The 16,687-nt window shown below is 74.3% G+C and carries 19 protein-coding genes; 8 read left to right on the forward strand and 11 right to left on the reverse strand.

What is annotated here, in order from left to right:
* Nucleotides 1-98: 98 nt before the first annotated feature.
* Nucleotides 99-1,421, forward strand: coding sequence for an acyl-CoA dehydrogenase family protein (locus AB7J25_RS21835; RefSeq protein WP_428511552.1), 1,323 nt, complete (start codon nucleotides 99-101; stop codon nucleotides 1,419-1,421).
* A 126-nt stretch (nucleotides 1,422-1,547) separates the two neighbouring features.
* Nucleotides 1,548-1,787: a hexameric tyrosine-coordinated heme protein gene (locus AB7J25_RS21840; RefSeq protein ID WP_428511554.1), complete on the forward strand. Its 240-nt coding sequence runs from the start codon at nucleotides 1,548-1,550 to the stop codon at nucleotides 1,785-1,787.
* A gap of 27 nt (nucleotides 1,788-1,814) precedes the next feature.
* Here AB7J25_RS21840 and AB7J25_RS21845 read toward each other — a convergent pair whose 3' ends face one another.
* The 7 genes from AB7J25_RS21845 to AB7J25_RS21875 form a co-directional block, all read right to left on the reverse strand.
* Nucleotides 1,815-3,287 carry an aldehyde dehydrogenase gene (locus AB7J25_RS21845; RefSeq protein ID WP_428511556.1) on the reverse strand — a complete coding sequence of 491 codons (1,473 nt, stop codon included), beginning with the start codon at nucleotides 3,285-3,287 and terminating at the stop codon, nucleotides 1,815-1,817.
* A gap of 84 nt (nucleotides 3,288-3,371) precedes the next feature.
* On the reverse strand, nucleotides 3,372-3,710 hold the full coding sequence (locus AB7J25_RS21850; RefSeq protein ID WP_428511558.1) for a hypothetical protein: 339 nt from the start codon (nucleotides 3,708-3,710) through the stop codon (nucleotides 3,372-3,374).
* Nucleotides 3,711-3,823: 113 nt separating this feature from the next.
* Nucleotides 3,824-4,180, reverse strand: a complete 357-nt coding sequence (locus tag AB7J25_RS21855; RefSeq protein WP_428511560.1) for a Rieske (2Fe-2S) protein — start codon at nucleotides 4,178-4,180, stop codon at nucleotides 3,824-3,826.
* A 14-nt stretch (nucleotides 4,181-4,194) separates the two neighbouring features.
* On the reverse strand, nucleotides 4,195-5,190 hold the full coding sequence (locus AB7J25_RS21860; RefSeq protein WP_428511562.1) for a Rieske (2Fe-2S) protein: 996 nt from the start codon (nucleotides 5,188-5,190) through the stop codon (nucleotides 4,195-4,197).
* Nucleotides 5,191-5,364: 174 nt separating this feature from the next.
* Nucleotides 5,365-5,808: a hypothetical protein gene (locus tag AB7J25_RS21865; RefSeq protein ID WP_428511564.1), complete on the reverse strand. Its 444-nt coding sequence runs from the start codon at nucleotides 5,806-5,808 to the stop codon at nucleotides 5,365-5,367.
* 110 nt (nucleotides 5,809-5,918) lie between these two features.
* A complete protein-coding gene (locus tag AB7J25_RS21870) occupies nucleotides 5,919-6,329 on the reverse strand; it encodes a hypothetical protein (protein ID WP_428511566.1) in 411 nt (136 codons plus the stop codon).
* Between the two features lie 31 nt (nucleotides 6,330-6,360).
* A complete protein-coding gene (locus tag AB7J25_RS21875) occupies nucleotides 6,361-6,822 on the reverse strand; it encodes an Lrp/AsnC family transcriptional regulator (protein WP_428511568.1) in 462 nt (153 codons plus the stop codon).
* An 80-nt stretch (nucleotides 6,823-6,902) separates the two neighbouring features.
* Between AB7J25_RS21875 and AB7J25_RS21880 the strand changes: the two genes are divergently transcribed.
* The 6 genes from AB7J25_RS21880 to AB7J25_RS21905 all read left to right on the forward strand — a co-directional run bounded on the left by AB7J25_RS21880 (nucleotide 6,903) and on the right by AB7J25_RS21905 (nucleotide 12,054).
* Nucleotides 6,903-7,823, forward strand: a complete 921-nt coding sequence (locus AB7J25_RS21880) for a DMT family transporter (protein ID WP_428511570.1) — start codon at nucleotides 6,903-6,905, stop codon at nucleotides 7,821-7,823.
* Between the two features lie 32 nt (nucleotides 7,824-7,855).
* Nucleotides 7,856-9,256, forward strand: coding sequence for an AI-2E family transporter (locus tag AB7J25_RS21885; RefSeq protein WP_428511572.1), 1,401 nt, complete (start codon nucleotides 7,856-7,858; stop codon nucleotides 9,254-9,256).
* Nucleotides 9,253-10,281, forward strand: coding sequence for a DNA polymerase IV (locus AB7J25_RS21890; protein ID WP_428511574.1), 1,029 nt, complete (start codon nucleotides 9,253-9,255; stop codon nucleotides 10,279-10,281). Before AB7J25_RS21885 ends, AB7J25_RS21890 begins: the two co-directional genes overlap by 4 nt.
* A 46-nt stretch (nucleotides 10,282-10,327) precedes the next feature.
* Nucleotides 10,328-11,059 (forward strand): metal-dependent transcriptional regulator, encoded by a 732-nt coding sequence (locus AB7J25_RS21895; protein WP_428511576.1) that lies wholly within the window; start codon nucleotides 10,328-10,330, stop codon nucleotides 11,057-11,059.
* Between the two features lie 144 nt (nucleotides 11,060-11,203).
* Complete coding sequence (locus AB7J25_RS21900) at nucleotides 11,204-11,506, forward strand: ArsR/SmtB family transcription factor (protein WP_428511578.1); 303 nt, start codon at nucleotides 11,204-11,206, stop codon at nucleotides 11,504-11,506.
* Entirely contained in the window at nucleotides 11,503-12,054 is a 552-nt protein-coding gene (locus tag AB7J25_RS21905) for an SRPBCC domain-containing protein (RefSeq protein WP_428511580.1), read from the forward strand. The genes AB7J25_RS21900 and AB7J25_RS21905 overlap by 4 nt, the downstream gene beginning before the upstream one ends.
* A gap of 425 nt (nucleotides 12,055-12,479) precedes the next feature.
* On the opposite strand, the gene AB7J25_RS21910 is transcribed toward AB7J25_RS21905, so the two are convergent.
* The 4 genes from AB7J25_RS21910 to AB7J25_RS21925 all read right to left on the reverse strand — a co-directional run.
* A complete protein-coding gene (locus AB7J25_RS21910; protein WP_428511588.1) occupies nucleotides 12,480-13,331 on the reverse strand; it encodes a fructosamine kinase family protein in 852 nt (283 codons plus the stop codon).
* Nucleotides 13,332-13,345: 14 nt separating this feature from the next.
* On the reverse strand, nucleotides 13,346-14,491 hold the full coding sequence (locus AB7J25_RS21915; RefSeq protein ID WP_428511582.1) for an FAD-dependent monooxygenase: 1,146 nt from the start codon (nucleotides 14,489-14,491) through the stop codon (nucleotides 13,346-13,348).
* A 52-nt stretch (nucleotides 14,492-14,543) separates the two neighbouring features.
* The gene (locus AB7J25_RS21920) at nucleotides 14,544-16,352 is read right to left on the reverse strand and encodes a potassium channel family protein (protein WP_428511584.1); all 1,809 of its coding nucleotides are present in this window, start codon (nucleotides 16,350-16,352) and stop codon (nucleotides 14,544-14,546) included.
* Between the two features lie 11 nt (nucleotides 16,353-16,363).
* Nucleotides 16,364-16,687: DUF6394 family protein (locus AB7J25_RS21925; protein WP_428511586.1), on the reverse strand; the 324-nt coding region annotated here is incomplete at its 5' end.

Below are 16,687 nucleotides of genomic sequence, written 5' to 3' on the forward strand. Positions count from 1 at the left end.
GCCTCGGCGCTCTCCGTTCCGGATGGTTTCCGGCGCAGAGCGGGGTCGTGATACTCGGCACCGGCACATGACCGCATTCCCTGGATGAGGAGGCCTTTGTGGCTATCGATTTCACCCTCACACCGGCACAGCGCGAGATCCAGCGTGGTGCGCGCGAGTTCGCCCAGGAGGTATTGGCGCCGATCACGGCGGCGGTCGACGAGGAGCCGGATCCGCTCACCGGATTCCAGATGCTGAAGCCCGCGTACACCGAGGCCTGCAAGCTCGGAATGTCCTGGGCGATGCTCCCGAAGGAGTACGGGGGCGGCGGGCTCTCCAACGTCGACTTCGTCATCGCGGCGGAGGAGATCCAGGCGGTCGACCCCGGGTTCGGCACCACGTTGCTGGTGAACGGCCTCGGCCTGATGCCGGTGTGGTACTACGGCACCGAGGAGCAGAAGCGGCGCTTCATCAGCCGGGCGACCTCCGACGCCTCCGGTGAGTTCATCGTGGGGTACGCGGCGAGCGAGCCTCCCGGCTCCCCCGGCGGCACTGCGAACTTCGACGCGCCGGCCGTGGACGGCGCGGGCATGGCGGTGACGGCGACCCGCGACGGCGACGAGTACGTCCTCAACGGGCGCAAGTACTGGCCCTGCAACGTGGCCGGCTGGGACATGCAGGGCGCGAACCTGAACCTCGTCGTCGTGCGGACCGACTCGTCGGTCGGCGGCACGGAGGGGCTCTCGGCGATCATCGTCGAGCGGGGCACACCCGGCGTCACCTACGGCATGATCAGCACGTCCGGCCAGCGCAGCGCGCCGAACGGCGAGATCACCTTCGACAACGCCCGGGTGCCGGCCGAGAACCTGATCGAGGGGACCGCCGGGAACGGCGACCTGCTGATCAACCGGAACTTCGCGTGGTCCGGGCCGGTGGCGGGGATCGGCGCGGTCGCCATCGCCCGATCCGCGTACGAGGCCGCCCTGGAGTTCGCGAAGACCTACACGGCGGGCGGCCCGAAGCCCATCATCAACTACCAGTACCCCGGATACGTCCTCGGGGACGTCGCCGCGAAGATCGACGCGGCGCGCGCGTACTGCTTCAAGACCGCCCACTACCTCGACACGCACGACTACCACGGCGAGCTCATCGGAGCGATGAACAAGGTGCTGTGCAGCGAGATGCTCTTCGACTGCGTCTACAAGTGCATGCAGGTCGTGGGCGTCAACTCGCTCGACAAGAAGTACCCGTTCCACCGGTGGCTGCGGGAGGCCGCGGTCTTCCCGCTGTACGACGCCGGCAACTTCGGCATGCAGCGCCGGCGCGTGCACGGCGTGATGGCCGACCCGTCGTTCGACCCGCGGGCCGTCATGAACCACGAGTTCGTCCCGTTCACCAAGGAGATGGAGGGCATCGGCACCGTTCCCGGCCGAACCAAGTAGGCCGCACCGGGAATCCGATCCAGGAATCGCGTCCCCGATGTTGGCGGGCGGCCTTCGCCGGCCGCCCGCCACCCGGACGCGCGACCTCCCGACCACCCGATCGCAGCTGCGACAAGTGAGAAGGCGATGACCGACACGTTCGAGCTCGTTCCCGGCGGATCGCTCAAGACGAGCAGTCCGGAGGAAGGGCGGGAGCTCGCGGTGCAATTGTCCAGGCGGACGATCAGGCTCACCCAGCCACATGCCGACGAGCGCGAGAAGCTGCGCGCCGAGTACGCCCTCGACTCGATGGCGTTGCTCATCGCCGCACAGGTCGTCGCGACGGAGTTCGCGACGATCGCCGCGGCGAACGACTACTGGATGTAGCGGGCGCCCGCCTGACCATCCTCGCAGTCAGCCCAGGGTGAACGGGTCCCGCGTGCCGCCGGTGAGCTCCACCCACACCGACTTGTTCTCCGTGTACTCGTTCACCGCGTCCACGCCGTTCTCGCGGCCCAGGCCGCTCCAGCCGAAGCCGCCGAACGGCACGCTCGGCGCCACCACGCGGTACGCGTTGATCCACACCGTGCCCGCACGGAGCTTGCCCGCCACCCGGTGGGCGCGGTGCACGTCCTTCGTCCACACGGCACCGGCCAGCCCGTACGGGGTGTCGTTGGCGAGCTTGAGCGCCTCGTCCTCGTCGGTGAACGTGAGCGCGGCGAGCACCGGCCCGAACACCTCCTCGCGCACCACCGTCGACTCCGCCGTCACCCCGGTGAGCACCGTCGGCCTGACGAACAGGCCGCCGAGCCCGGACTCGGCCGCACCGCCGTACGCGACGGTGGCGCCCTCCGACCTCGCCGTCTCCAGATAGCCCAGCACCTTCTGGTACTGGGGCGCGTTCGCAACCGGCCCCATCTCGGTCTCGGGGTCGAAAGGGTCGCCCAGCCTGATCCGCGAGGCCCGCTCGGCGACCAGCGCGACCAGCTCGTCGTGCACGTCACGGTGCACGATCAGCCGCGAGCCTGCCATGCACGTCTGGCCGGTGGCGGCGAAGACCCCCGCGACGATGCCGTTAGCGGCGGCGGCGAGGTCGGCGTCCGGGAAGACGATCTGCGGGGACTTCCCACCCAGCTCGAGGGTGACCTTGTTGATGTTCTCGGCGGCCGCGTGGGCGACGGCACGCCCGGTGGCGGTCGAGCCGGTGAACGCGACCTTGTCCACGCCCGGGTGCGCGGCGAGGGACGCCCCCGTCTCGCGCGAGAGCCCCGTGACGACGTTGACGACCCCGGGCGGGATACCCGCCTCGTCGATCAGCTCGGCGAACCCGAGCGTCGACACCGGAGCGTGCTCGGACGGCTTGATCACGATCGTGCAGCCTGCGGCGAGCGCGGGGGCGAGCTTCCAGCTCATCAGCAGCAGCGGCGAGTTCCAGGGCGTGATCGCCGCGACGACCCCGACCGGCTCGCGGCGGGTGTAGACGAGGTAGTTCGGGTTGGGCGTGGGGATCTGGCGGCCCTCCGTCGTGGCCGCCACGCCCGCGTAGTACTGGTACCAGGCACCCAGCCCGTTGAGCTGGCCGATCATCTCGCGGAACAGCTTGCCGGAGTCGTTGACCTCCAGGCGCGCGAGCCGCTCCGCGTTCGCCGTGATCAGGTCGGCGAGGCGGCGCATCGACGCGGCGCGGGCGAACGGCGTGGTCTGGCCCCACTCGCCCTCGAACGCGGCGCGCGCCGCGGCGACGGCCGCGTCCACGTCCTCCGGGCCGCCGTCGGGCAGCACGGCCCACGGCTCGCCGGTATACGGGTTCTGCGACTCGAACGTGCGGCCGGACAGGGCGTCGACCGCCTTGCCCGCGATCAGCATCTGGAACCGTTCGAGCGCCATCGCTACCTCCGGGGGTGGGCCTACCCCACAACGTACGACGCACCCGGGGCCGAGAGCCATGGCCCTGTCGAGTGTGTGGCGGGATCAGCCGCCGAGCAGGCCACCGAGCCCCGGCAGGCCGGGAGCCTGCGGCTGGGCCGGCGCCGCGGGCTGGGCGCCGGGCTCGACGCCGGGCTTGGCACCCGCCTCGGCGATCGGGCTGCCGTCGTGCTCGCCACCGGCGCAGTAGCGGGTGCCGGTGCCGTCGAAGTCGGCCTTGCCCGCGCCGTCGGTGCACTGCTTCGTGGTCACCGGCGCCGTGGTGGCGTCGGCGGGCGGGACGTTCTCGTCCACGGCGAAGGCGGGCGCCGCCATCCCGATCGCGATCCCCGTCACCGCTGTCGCCGCTGCCACCGCTGCGGCGACCCCGCGCTTCACGTTCATCCGCACTCCCGACGCTCCCGTCGCGCTCGCGCGCGATCTCCGGCCACCCAACGAGCGGCCGGAGATCCGGGGTGCGGGCCGATCACCGATCGGGTGACCGCAGCCGCGAGCAGCTAGTGGTAGGGCTTGTGCGGGATCGGGGCGTCGTTGAGCTGCTGCTCCGGATCGACCCAGATCGCGCCGTCCTCGATCTTGCTTGCGTACACCGGGATCGGGGTGACGGCCGGGACGCCCGTCGGCTCGCCCGTACGCAGGTCGAACCGCGAGTTGTGCGCGGGACAGATGAGGGTGTCGTCCTCCTGGAGGTAGCCCTCGTTGAGCGGCTGCTGCTGGTGGGTGCAGGTGTTGTGCACCGCGGCGACCTCGTCCTCGTAGAGCCGGACGATGCAGATGGGCTCGCCGTTCATGTGGCAGACCATCATGTCGCCCTCCTCCAGCTGGTCCAGATCCGCGACCGCTTCCCATGCCATGCCGTGCTCCTCTCCTAGCTCTTCGCACGCCTGGAGCGGGGCTGGGAGCCCCGGACCTCGATCCAGCCGTTGCGCACCCGGGTCGGGAGCACGGGCTGGGCCGTGTGGGCGGGGCCGCGGGCGACCTGGCCCGTGCGCAGGTCGAAGCGCGCCCCGTGCAGGGGGCACGTCACGACGCGGCCGTCGATCTCGCCGCGGCTGAGCAGGCCGCCCGCGTGGCTGCACACGTTGTCCAGAGCGTGGACCGCCCCGTTGCTGCGGCACAGGAAGACCTTGCGTCCCTCCACCTCCACGGCGGTCGGGACACCGTCGGCCAGGTCGGCGTCCTCGACGGCCTGCACCCAGCGGGTCGGCCCGGACGACGACGCGACCCGGTTCACCATGGCCGCTCGGCCCTGGACGAGGTGCCCGCCCACGAAGCCCGCCGCGGTGACGGCCGCCATCCCGGCGGCGCCGAGCGTGCGCGCCGTCGCGCGGTGCCCGCGCAGGCGTGCGGCCAGCGACGCGCCCTGCAGGACCATCGCGCCCAGGTTGAGCACGCCGTGGAAGAGCCCGATGCGCCGGTCCTCGTCGTCGCTCACGTTCCAGTCGGCCACCCCGGTGACGGCGGTCGCCGCGGCCGAGACGAGGCCCGCCGCGGTGAGCGTGGCGGCGGCGTCCATACCGCCCGTGCCACCGTCTCTGCCGCCGTCCGTGCCACCGTCTCTGCCGCCGTCCGTGCCACCGCCCTGCCCGTCCTTGCCGAGGGCGTCGAGCACGACGGTGGCCGACCAGAAGCCGATCGGCAGGTCGGACAGCGCCGGGTGCAGCGCGTGCCCGGCCCAGCGGCCGCCGTGCATCAGCTCGACGGCCAACGTGTCGCGGTAGCGGTCGTAGAGCGGGCCGACCACGGCTGTGACCTGGTCGTTGAGGTCACGCAGCCAGGGCCATCGGCCGATCGCGGCGAACATGTGGTGATGCCAGGACGTCAGGGTGACACCGGACTCGGGGTCCGACCCGGGACTCGTCATCGAGGCTCCTTCGCCTGCCGCGGCCGCGATCAGGCGAGCTTGCCATCCCCGCACGGCGACGGGTGTCTCAGATCGCGACTACCGTCGTGAGTCGACGACCGCGCCCTCGCGCCGGCCGGTGGCACGCGAATCCCCGGCGGCGCACGTCCGGTGGGCGGCCGAGGCCGCGTGACGTCACGCCGGTGGACGGGCCTGCCCGCGATCGGTGGGCGGCAGCGGCGCGGTGTTCGGCGCGTCCGAGTACTCGCCGATCCACTCCTCGCGCCAGCCGCTGTCGAACCGCTGCTCGTTGCAGTGCGGCTCGTAGAGCGCGACGAGCTCGCGGACGATCGCCGCCCGCTGCGACCCGGTGTCGCCCGGCACCGCCAGGTGCGCGACGTGCACCCGCCACTTCCCCCCTGCGCGGCGTGTCCAGCAGGCGGCGCGGCGGTGCCGGAAGGGGAACCCGACGGCGGCGAGATCGGGTGCCTCACCCACGTAGACGACGGCGTAGCGCTCCCGTTCCGGGTCCGGCTTGTAGAGGATCGCGTACACGCCCGGCCCCGACGGAGGTGTCCAGCCACCGAGGACGCGCGGGCCCTCGAAGGAGTAGCCCGCGAGCGTGCCGAGCCTGATCACGCCGCCAGCTCCTCGTCGTCGCCCGTCTCCGCCCCGAACCCGACACTCCACCGCATGGCGAGCACCCTAGCCACCGCGGCGCTCACCCCGGCCGCGGCCGCAGGCACGCCCTAGCGGGTGACCCGGACGACCACCTCGGTGTCGGTCACCCGCTCGACGCCGACGGTGAAGCCCTCGGCCTGCGTCGTCGACCCCACCGGGACGACGATCGTCCGGCCCGCGACCTCGATCCGGGCCGACCCCTCGTCCACCGAGACGAGGCGGGCGTTCACCCCGAAGACCGACACGGTCCCGTCGCCGCGGCGCTGGAAGGTGATGGTGCAGCCGGAGAGATCGCAGTTCGTGGCCGAGCTGCTCGACGTGGTGGTGTCGGCGGTGCTGCCGGCGGTGCCGGTGCCGGTGCTGTCGGTGTTGCCGGTGCTGCCGGTGCTCCCCGTCGCCCCGCACCCGGCGAGCAGGAGCGCCGCGGCGGCGGCGAGAAGGACACGGGCGGCACGCGAGGTCGTCACGGGGCTCGTCACGGAGCGCAGTGTAGAGGTGCCACCAACCCGGTCATCGCCGGAGACTGCGCAACGGCCCGCCCCGCTTGATCGTCTTCATCGTGGTCATCGAGGTGAGCCGCTCGATGTCCGGCAGCGCCGCCAGCGTGTCGATGTAGAAGGCCTCGAACGCCGCCGCGTCCGGGACCGCCACCATGATCAGGTAGTCGGGCTGGCCCATCATCCGGTGCGCCTCCACCACCTCGTCGAGGCGCTCGAACGCGGCCTCGACGGCCGCCATCGTCTCGCGCGTGACCGTCCGCAGCGTCACCCACAGCAGCACCTCGTAGCCGCGGCCGATCGCGGTGGGGTCGAGGACGGTGGTGAAGCGGCGGATCACGCCGGTGTCCCGGAGCTGGCGGACCCTGCGGTGGCACGGCGACGGGGAGAGGCCCACGCGGTCGGCCAGCTCGTTGTTCGGCATCCGGCCGTCCAGCTGGAGCTGGTAGAGGATTTCACGATCAATGCGATCCACGACAGGAAATCCTCCTCTATCGTCCTGAGCCGGGAGAAGAGGCAATCGCCTGCCCCGTCCGGCGACGTAGCGTTCTCGGCGTGAGAATCTCCGCGCGCGGCACCGCCGTCCTCGCCGTCGGGTCGGCGGCGATGCTCTTCGGCACCTCCGCCACGGTCGCAGAGCGCCACGCGCCGGGGCTGGACGCGCTCTCGGTCGCCGCATGGCGGCTGATCGTCGGCGGGTCGGCGCTGGTGCTCCTCGCCCGCCTCCTCGGGTGCGCACCGTGGCGCTACCCGGTGCGGCCCGGGGCGGTCCTGCTCGGCGGGCTGACGGTCGTCGGGTTCCAGGCCGGGTTCTTCGCCGCGGTCGCCCGGCTCGGGGTCGGGCAGGCGACCGTGCTGGCGATCGCGGCAGGCCCGGTCGCCGCCGGGCTGCTCGACCACGTCCGGGGACAGGCGCGGCTCACGCAGCGGTGGGTGGCCGGCGTCGCCGTCGTGGTCGCGGGGATCGCGCTGCTCGGCAGCGGCGGCTGGTCGGCCGACCCGGTCGGGTGGGCGATGGCGATCGCCGCGGGCTGCGGGTTCCCCGTCTACGGCGCGGTACTGCGGGAGCTGGGCCGCGACCGGCCCCCGCTCGCCGCGGTGGCGACGGTCTTCGGCGCCGCGGTGCCGCTCGTGGCCGCTCTCGCCCTGGTCGGCGGGATCACCGCGCCCGGGACGGACGCCCTGCTCGGCGTCGCCTGGCTCGGGCTCGCGGCCACCGCAGCCGCGTACCTGCTGTGGACCTGCGGCCTCGCCACCCTCATCGTCCGCGACACGATGCTGCTCACCACCCTCGAACCGGTCACGGCCGTGCTGCTCGCCGCGCTCGTGCTCGGCGAGCCGCTCGGCCTCGCCGGGCTGGTCGGCATCGCCGCCGTCGTCGGCGGGACGACGTGGGCCGCGGCGCGGCCCCGACGTGCGCCCGCCCCGGTCGGACCACCCGGACGTGTCGGGTTGGGTCGCACCGCCGCCGGGTAGCACGATGGCCGCGAGCGCCGGGAGGAGACACGATGGCCACGACGGACCGACGGTCCGACCCGGGCACCGGGGATGCGGACGGGGCCCGCCGGGCCCGACCCGGCGCCTCCGACCGGCCCGGCCACGACCAGCCCGACCCCCGGCCGGGCAGGCGCTCGGCCCGCGACGTCGCCCGCGCCGCGGCGCGCGCCGCCCAGCGCCGGGCGGGCGCCGCGATGGCCCCGGCACCCGAACCGTTGCTGCCCGACACCGCCGAGACGCCACCGACGCCACCGACGCCACCGCCGGTGGACGTCACCGAGCACGTGCCCCGCGCGCTGCGGCTCGCCGCCGCGCTCGGCTGGCGGGTCCTGGTGGTCGCGGCCGCGCTCTACGTCCTCGGCGTCGTCGTGGCCTACCTGGCCCCGGTCGTCGTCCCCGTCGCGATCGCGCTGCTGCTCGCCGCCCTGCTCTCCCCCGCGGTGAGCTGGCTGGAGCAGCGACGGGTGCCCCGCGGCCCGGCCACCGCACTGGTGATGGTCGGCGGGCTCGCCGCGCTCGGCGGCGTGCTCACGTTCGTCGTGCGGACGTTCGTGTCCGGGCTCCCGCAGGTCACGAGCCAGCTCTCGGTGAGCGTCGACACGGTCGTGGACTGGCTCACCGCCGGGCCGCTGCGGCTCAGCCCCGCCCAGCTCGGAGCCGCCCGCGACCAGCTGCTGGCCACCCTCGACGCCAACCAGGCCGCCCTCACCGCGGGTGCGCTCACCACCGCGGCGACGATCGGGCAGATCCTCACCGAGTTCCTGCTCGTGCTGTTCACCCTGATCTTCTTCCTGCACGGCGGCGAGCAGATCTGGCGCTTCCTCATCCGGGCCGCGCCCGCTCCCGTCCGCCGCCGGGTCGACGTCGCGGGGCGCCGGGCGGTGACCGCGCTGGTGAGCTACGTGCGCGCCACGACCGTCGTCGCCGTCGTGGACGCCGTCGCGATCGGCATGGCGCTCGGCATCCTCGGGGTGCCGCTCGCCTTCTCGCTGGCCGCACTCGTGTTCCTCGGCGCGTTCGTGCCGATCATCGGTGCCGTGGTCGCAGGCGCGGTGGCCGTGCTCATCGCGTTCGTCGCCAACGGCGTGGTCTCCGCGCTGATCGTGCTGGCCGTGGTGATCGCGGTGATGCAGCTGGAGAGCCACGTCCTGCAGCCCCTCCTGCTCGGCCGCGCCGTCAAGCTGCACCCGCTCGCGGTGGTGCTCGCCATCGCGACCGGGCTGCTCGTGGGCGGCATCGCCGGTGCCCTCCTCGCGGTACCGCTGCTCGCCGTCGTCAACTCCGCGGTGCGGTCGCTGCGCAGCCCGGCCGACGAGCACGTCCGCCCCGAGGACGTCCACACCCTCGATCCGGCGGACACCGGCCCGGCCGACCCGACGCTGGAGCGCGAGCCGACCATCGACGAGACGTGACCCGTCCCTGGGTGCTGCACGTCGACCTCGACCAGTTCCTGGCCGCGGTCGAGGTCCTGCGCCGCCCCGAGCTGGCCGGGAGGCCCGTGATCGTCGGCGGGCGGGGGGATCCGACGGAGCGGGCCGTCGTCGCCACCGCGTCGTACGAGGCACGGGAGTTCGGCGTCCGCTCCGGGATGCCGCTGCGCACCGCGGCGAAGCGCTGCCCGGACGCGGTGTTCCTGCCCACCGACGCCCCCGCCTACGACGCGGCGTCCGAGCAGGTCATGGCCGCGCTGCGGGCGCTGCCCGGGGTGGTGGTCGAGGTGCTCGGCTGGGACGAGGCGTTCGTCGGGGTGCGCACGGCGGATCCGGAGGGGTTCGCCCGCCGCGCCCAGGCCGCGGTGCGGGCGGCGAGCGGGCTGTCGTGCGCGGTCGGGATCGGCGACAACACGCTGCGGGCGAAGCTCGCCACCGGGTTCGGCAAGCCGGGCGGGATCTACCGGCTGACCCGCGAGAACTGGTTCGCCGTGATGGGCGAACGGTCCGTCGAGGCGCTGTGGGGCATCGGCCGCAAGACCGGGCGCAAGCTCGCCGAGCTGGGCCTGCACACCGTCGCGGAGCTGGCCGCCGCGGACCCGGCCGCACTCGCCGCCCGGCTCGGGCCGGCCACCGGCCCGTGGATGGTGCAGCTCGGGCGCGGCGTCGGCCGGACGGAGGTCGTCGGAGAGCCGTGGGTGCGGCGCTCCCTCGGGCACGAGACGACGTTCCAGGCCGACCTCGCCGACTGGGCGCAGGTCCGCGCCGCCGCCGAGACCCTCGCCCGGCAGGTGGCGGCCGAGCTCGCCGCCGAGGGCCGCCCCGCCGTCCGGGTGGGGGTGAAGGTGCGGTTCGCGCCGTTCTTCACCCACGGCCGCAGCGCGACGCTGGCCACCCCGACCAGCGATCCGGACGTCTTCGCTGCCGCGGCGCTGGACGTGCTGGAGCGGTTCGCGCACGACCGGCCCGTCCGGCTGATCGGAGTGCGGGCGGAGTTCGCGCGCTGATCCGCTCCGAGCGGCGCGGCGCTTAGAGTGGTCTAATCTCGGCTCTGTGGCCGGTCTTCACGCGCGGCGGGCAGCCCTCCCCTGCTGCAACCTCGTGCACACCGAGGCCGTCGAGGACGCGCTCAAGGCCGTCTTCAAGCTCAGGGGGCGCTGCGAACCGGCCACCACCACGGCGCTGGCGGAGATGCTGCAGGTCACGGCGCCCACGGTGTCGACGATGCTCAAGCGCCTGCAGTCGCACGGCCTCGTGGACCGCGACGCGCAGCACGCCGTCGAGCTCACCCCGCACGGCGCCGATCACGCGCGGGCGGTCGTCCGCCGCCATCGGCTGCTGGAGACCTTCCTCGTCCGGGTGCTGAACGTCCCCTGGGACGAGGTGCACGCCGAGGCCGAGGTGCTCGAGCACGCCGTCTCGGACGGCCTCCTGGAACGCATCGACCGCCTGCTCGGCCACCCCGACGCCGATCCGCACGGCGACCCGATCCCGCCCCCGGGCGGACGCCACGTCGAGACGTGGGGCGACCGGCTCGACGGCGTTGCGGCGGGTGCGGCCTTCCGGGTGGACCGCATCCTCGACCGGGACGACGCCGCCCTGCGCTACCTGGCGGAGCTGGGCGTGCGGCCCGGAACGGTCGTGCAGGTCGACGAGCGTGCCCCGTTCGGCGGGCCGCTGTGGCTGCGGGTCGGGGGGCGCCGCCACGCCGTGGGTGACGCGCTCACCACGCTGGTGCACGGCACCGTCATCGAGACCCCCAGCGCCGGCGACGAGGCCCCCTGAGGGGGGGTGGCGCAGCCGGCGGCCACCTCGCAACGTCACCCGGCACGTCGCAGCCGTCCGGACCGCTGCGAGGTGGCGGGCACGGCTGCGAGGTCCCGCGAGAATTCCTTGCTGGTTATATAGCCGAGCGGTACTGTACGCGGCGTGTCCCCGTTCCTCGCCGTCGCGGAGCCGCACCGGCGGCAGATCCTGGACCGCCTGCGCTCGCGGGAGCACACCGCAGGCGAGCTCGTCGACGGCCTGGGCCTGAGCCAGCCGGGCGTCTCCAAGCACCTGCGCGTGCTGCGCGAGGCGGGCCTCGTCCGCGTCCGCGTGGACGCCCAGCGGCGCGTCTACGCGCTGCGCCCGGAAGCCCTCGCCGAGTTGCACCGCTGGCTGGAGCCCTACCGGCGGCTGTGGAGCGCTCAGCTCGACGCCCTGGAACGTCACCTCGAAGGAGGGTCATGACCGTCGCCGACGGCATCGTCGAGACCACCCCTGCCGGCCCGCGGCTGCGGTTCGAACGCCGCCTCGCCCACCCCGTCGAGACGGTGTGGGCAGCCCTCACCGATCCCGCGCGCCTGCGCGACTGGTGGGGCGACGCGGAGCTCACCCCCTCCCCCGGCAGCCCGTTCCGCCTCACCTGGCGCAACACCGACGAGGACGGGCGGGCCGCCGAGCTGGTCGGCACCGTCACCCGCGCGGAGGCGCCGCACCTGCTCGTCCTCGACGCGCTGTGGGGATTCTCCGGGGACGACGCTGCTGGTGACGGAGCTGCCGAGCCCGGGATGCCGACGACGCTCGTATGGGAGCTCGTGCCGGACGGGGACGGCACGCTGTTGCGGTTCACCAACGACATCGAGATGCCCGAGGCGTGCCTGTTCACGGTCGCCGGCTGGCACCTGCACCTCGATGCGCTGCAGGCCCTGCTCGCCGGTGGCTCGGTCGACATCGAGCACCCCGAGCCGGTGTGGGAGCCCATCCACGCCGCGTACGTGGCGCGCTACGGCTCCTGATCCGGCTGCTGGCGCTCGGGGCCTGCTGGCGCTCCGGGCTGCCGGCGCTCGGGGCCTGCTGGCTCGGCCCGCCTCGCCACACACACCCGGCGGTGCTCTCACACACACCGCCCGCAGGCTGTGCGAACACCCCAAGGCGGGTGCGAGCCGACGAGCGTGTGTTCGAGCCGAGCGCGGTGGCAGAGCGCGGTGGCAGAGCGCGGTGGCAGAGCGCGGTGGCAGAGCGCGTGGCCGAGCGCGTGGCCGAGCGCCAGCTGCCCGCGCCAGCTGCCCGCGCCCGCTTCCGGCACGGCGCCGCGCGGCCCGGCGACCTCGCCCGGCGCCGAGGAACGTCGCGGACCCGAGGACCGTCGCGGACCCGAAGACCGTCACGGAGCCGAAGACCGTCGCAGACCCGAAGAACGGAGCCGGGGCCCGCGGCGCCCTCACGCGAGCCGCAGCGCGGCCCTGGCCGCGGCGACGGCCTGGCCCGCGTACCCGCGCCCGAACAGCACCACGTGCACGAGCAGCGGGAACAGCTGGTGCAACGCCACCCGCTCACGCCATCCCGGAGCGAGGGGCGCCGCGTCGTCGTAGCCGGCGAGGAGCGCGTCGAGGTGCGGGCAGCCGAAGAGGGCGAGCATCGCGAGGTCGGTCTCGCGGTGGCCGCCGTGCGCGGCCGGATCGATCAGCCACGCGCCGTCCGCGGACCAGAGGACGTTGCCCGACCACAGGTCGCCGTGCAGCCGCGCGGGCGGTTCCGGCGGGCCGGCGAGCGCCGGCAGCGTCGCGCACACCCGCTCGACGACGGCCGCCTCGCCGCGGGTGAGGTCGCCGGCGTCGCGGGCCGTCCGGAGGTAGGGCTCGACGCGGTCCGCCGCGTACCACCGGGCCCACGCGCTCCGGTCCGAGCGGTCCGGCAGTGGAGCGCCGCCGGGCTCGGCGACGTTGCGCATCGGCGCCCGCCCGATCCACGCATCCGGTGACGCCCCCGGCGGCCCGGCGCCGAACGCGGGTGCCCCGGCCGCGTGCATGACCGCCAGCCGTCGCCCCAGCTGCTCGGCCGCCGCCGCGGACGGCCCGGCCGGGAGGACGAAGCCGGCGACGAGCCGGTCGCCGTCGGCGTTGAGGACCTCGGGGAGCGGCGGGCCGCCCGGCACGGCTAGCCAGCGCAGGCCCGCGGCCTCGGCTCGGACGGTCGGGCCCTCCTTCACGACGACCGTACGGCCGTCTGCCAGCACCACCCGCGCGGCGCCGCCGCCGAGCGCGTCCGCCCGCCGCACGGCGACGCCCAGCACGTCATCCACGCCCGTCACGTGGGCGGCCGCCACGCCACCGTCCGGGCGATCCCCGCCATCGCGAGGCGCGGCGGCAGGGCCGCCATCAGCGCCGTCCGCAACCGGACGAGCAGCGGGTTGCGCAGGCCGACGAGCCGCCCGGCCTGTTCCGACGCCCGCGACACCTGCTCGGCGCGGGGACGGCGGGCGGCGTCGTAGCGGTGCAGCGCTGCGGCGACCGACCCGGGAGCGGCGAGCTCGTGGGCGAGGACGACGGCGTCCTCCAGGGCAAGGGCGCCACCCTGGCCGAGGTTCGGGGTGACCGCGTGGGCGGCGTCGCCGAGCAGCGCCACCCGGCCGGCGGCGAACGGCGGCAGCGGCCGCGGGAGGACGTGGATGTCGTGGCGCAACACCGCGTCCGGGTCGGTGGCGCACACGACCTCCGCGATCGGCCGGTGCCAACCGCCGAACCGGCGCAGGACCTCGGCGCGCTCGTCGGGGAAGCGGGTGCCCTCGGCCTCGTCACCGGTGGCGAACCAGTAGACGCGGCCGTCGAGCAGCTGCACGAGGCCGAACTCCGCGCCGTCGCCCCAGGTCTGGGACTGCCGCTCCAGCGGGTAGGGGCGATCGGTGACCCCGCGCCAGGCGGTGAAGCCCGCGTAGCGCGTCCACACCGCGCCCGGGTAGAGCGCGGCACGGACGGCGCTGCGTATGCCGTCCGCGCCGACGACGACGTCACCCTCCGCGATCCGTCTCGCCCCGCCCGATCGGTAGGCGACGGCGTCCCCACGCAGCCCGATGACGGTGGCGCCCGCCTCCACGACCCCGGCGGGAAGCGCCGCACGCAGCGCCCGGTGCAAGGTCGCGCGGTGGACCATCAGCAGCGAGACGTCGAGCTCGTCGCGCAGCTGCGGGCCCGACGACCGCGAGAGCCAGCGCCCGTCGGGCGTGCGGACCCCGCCCTCACCCTGCAGGGTGCCGTGCGCGCGGATCTCCGCGGCCACACCGAGGGACTCCAGCGCCCGCAGGGCGTTCGACCACAGCGCTATCCCGGCCCCGACCTCGGCGGGGACCGGCGCCTTCTCCAGCACCCGGACGGCCCATCCGGCGCGGTGCAGCCCGATCGCGGCCGCCAGGCCACCGATGCCGGCGCCGACGACGATCGCACGCCGCTCGGTCACGGGCTCACCTCGCAGGACGGGGATCGGTCGCTTCGACGGGCCGCGATCGAGGCTACGCCGGGCCCTGCGCGGGCCGGGACCGGCGCAGGGCCCGCCAGATCCAGCTCACCGGCACCCGCCTGCCCGTCGTGACGTACTCGCGCACCGCGTCGACGAGCAGCGTCGAGTCCAGCGCGCGCCGCGCGGCCGCCCGCCCGACCAGGAGCACCTCGTCGTCGAGGGCGGGTTCGAACTCCGGCCCGGGAGCGAGCACGGCCTCGTCGCCGCGCAGCACGAGCAGCACGACCGCGTGCAGCGGCTGGTCCCGGTCCTCCGGGTTGCGCATCAGGTCGCCGAGGCGGCCTTGGCCCGACGCGAGCCAGCCGACCAGCGCCGGGGCCTCGCGGCGGGTGAACCGCACCTTCCACATCGCCTGCAGGTGCGCGCCGCAGAGGTCGGTGAGCCGGTCGACGAGCGCGGCCGCCCACGCGTCGTCGCGGGCTGGCAGCTCCCGCAGGAAGCGCCACAGCAGCGGGGTCGACACCTGGGCGTAGACCTCGCGCGCGATCACCTCGGTGGGGACGAGCAGCGCGTCGATCTCCATCGCGGCGAAGAGCGGGGCGCTCGCGGGCCGGTTCTGCCGGGCGGCGATGTAGAGCCGGGGGTTGGCGTTGCGCGCCGCGGCGACGAGCGAGAGGTTGGTCGTGTCGTTGTCGGTGCCCGCGACGAAGCCGACGGCCCGGCCCAGCCCGACCCGGGCCAGCACGCGGGGATCGGACCCGTCCCCGACGAGCACGTCCTCGTCGGTGCCCTGCGCCCGCGGGTCGATGGCCGTGACCTGCAGGCCCTCCGCACGCAGGTCCGCGCAGACCTCGCCGCCGAGCCGGCCGTAGCCGCACACCACCCAGGCCCCGTTGCGCGGTGGGCTCCCGCGCGACGGCAGCGGGGCCCCCGGCCCGGCCTCCAGCCAGGTCGTGAGCTGGTGCGCGGCGGGCGACCGGAGCGCGAGGCGGAGGTGGTCGCCGAAGCAGTCGAACGGGTTGACCACGGTCGGGGTGCCGAAGGCGCGCATGCGCTCACCGAGCGGCTGGGAGGTCGTGCGGGCGATCACGGGGAGGTCCGGGCGCAGGAGCGCCGCCGACATGACCACCGCCAGGTTCGCCTCCTCGTCGTCGGCCAGGGCGAGCACCGCCTCGCACGAGGGGTGGTTCAGCCCGGCGACGCCGAGGTGGCCGGGATCGCGGGCGTCGGCGACGAGCGCGGGCACGTCCGCGCGGAAGGTGCCGAGATCCAGCTCGTCGATCCGGTGCTTCTGCGTGTCGATCACCACGACGCGCCTGCCCAGCGCGTCGAACCAGCGCGTGAGCAGCTCGCCCGTGCGCCCGTAGCCGACCATCAGCAGGAACGGCTCACGCAGCCGGGCCACCTGGCGGCGGAAGCGCTGCAGCGCCACCGCCTGGCGGAACGCGCGGTCCTGCAGCAGCGACAGCAGCGATCCGATGGCGTAGGCCCAGCCGATCACCGTCAGGTAGATGGTGATCGTCACCCACATCCGCTGGTTGGCGGTGAACGGGTACGGGATCTCGCCGAACCCGATCGTCGACGCCGTGTAGCTCATCACGTAGAAGGCGTCGAAGAAGCCCATCCGCCACGGCCTGCCCGCGGCGTCCTGCCCCGGGATCAGGGTCAGGCCCAGCACGCTGACCGCGAAGATGACGATGAGCACGATCAGCGGCGCCCGCATCCGCCGCATGACCAGGAAGATCGTGGCGGTGGCCTCCGCGGCCGACGTCGCCTCGACGCGCCTGCGCGGACGGCGCCCGGGTTGCGCGCGGTCCTCGCCGACGAGCCGCAGCCACAGGAGCAGGAAAGGATGAGCCACGCCGCCTCCCGTCATCCGCGGCGGAACGACACCGTCTCGACGACCAGCAGGACGACCGAGACGACGTTCGCGAGCAGTGCCCCGCCCGACAGCGACACCACGCTCGCCGTGGCCGCAGGCGTCAGGCCTTCGGTGGAGACGTTCACGGCGTAGCCCCAGACGAGCGCCGCCGAGATGAGCTGGAGGTCCGCGACCAGGCTGGTGGCGAGGTGGACGGCGCCGATCTGCGTCCGGTCGCCGAACTTGAGCACCGTGGCGATGAGGTTGACGACCACCGCGGCGAACAGCTCGTACGGGTTGTGCAGCACCGGGTCGTCGATGTCGCCGATGAAGAA

The organism is Pseudonocardia sp. (assembly GCF_050246655.1).
Lineage (GTDB): Bacteria > Actinomycetota > Actinomycetes > Mycobacteriales > Pseudonocardiaceae > Pseudonocardia.

Coding starts and splice junctions, on each gene's coding strand:
- AB7J25_RS21840 (WP_428511554.1), top strand. CDS start 1,548: ATGACCGACACGTTCGAGCTCGTTCCCGGCGGATCGCTCAAGACGAGC.
- AB7J25_RS21845 (WP_428511556.1), bottom strand. CDS start 3,287: ATGGCGCTCGAACGGTTCCAGATGCTGATCGCGGGCAAGGCGGTCGAC.
- AB7J25_RS21850 (WP_428511558.1), bottom strand. CDS start 3,710: ATGAACGTGAAGCGCGGGGTCGCCGCAGCGGTGGCAGCGGCGACAGCG.
- AB7J25_RS21855 (WP_428511560.1), bottom strand. CDS start 4,180: ATGGCATGGGAAGCGGTCGCGGATCTGGACCAGCTGGAGGAGGGCGAC.
- AB7J25_RS21860 (WP_428511562.1), bottom strand. CDS start 5,190: ATGACGAGTCCCGGGTCGGACCCCGAGTCCGGTGTCACCCTGACGTCC.
- AB7J25_RS21885 (WP_428511572.1), top strand. CDS start 7,856: ATGGCCACGACGGACCGACGGTCCGACCCGGGCACCGGGGATGCGGAC.
- AB7J25_RS21905 (WP_428511580.1), top strand. CDS start 11,503: ATGACCGTCGCCGACGGCATCGTCGAGACCACCCCTGCCGGCCCGCGG.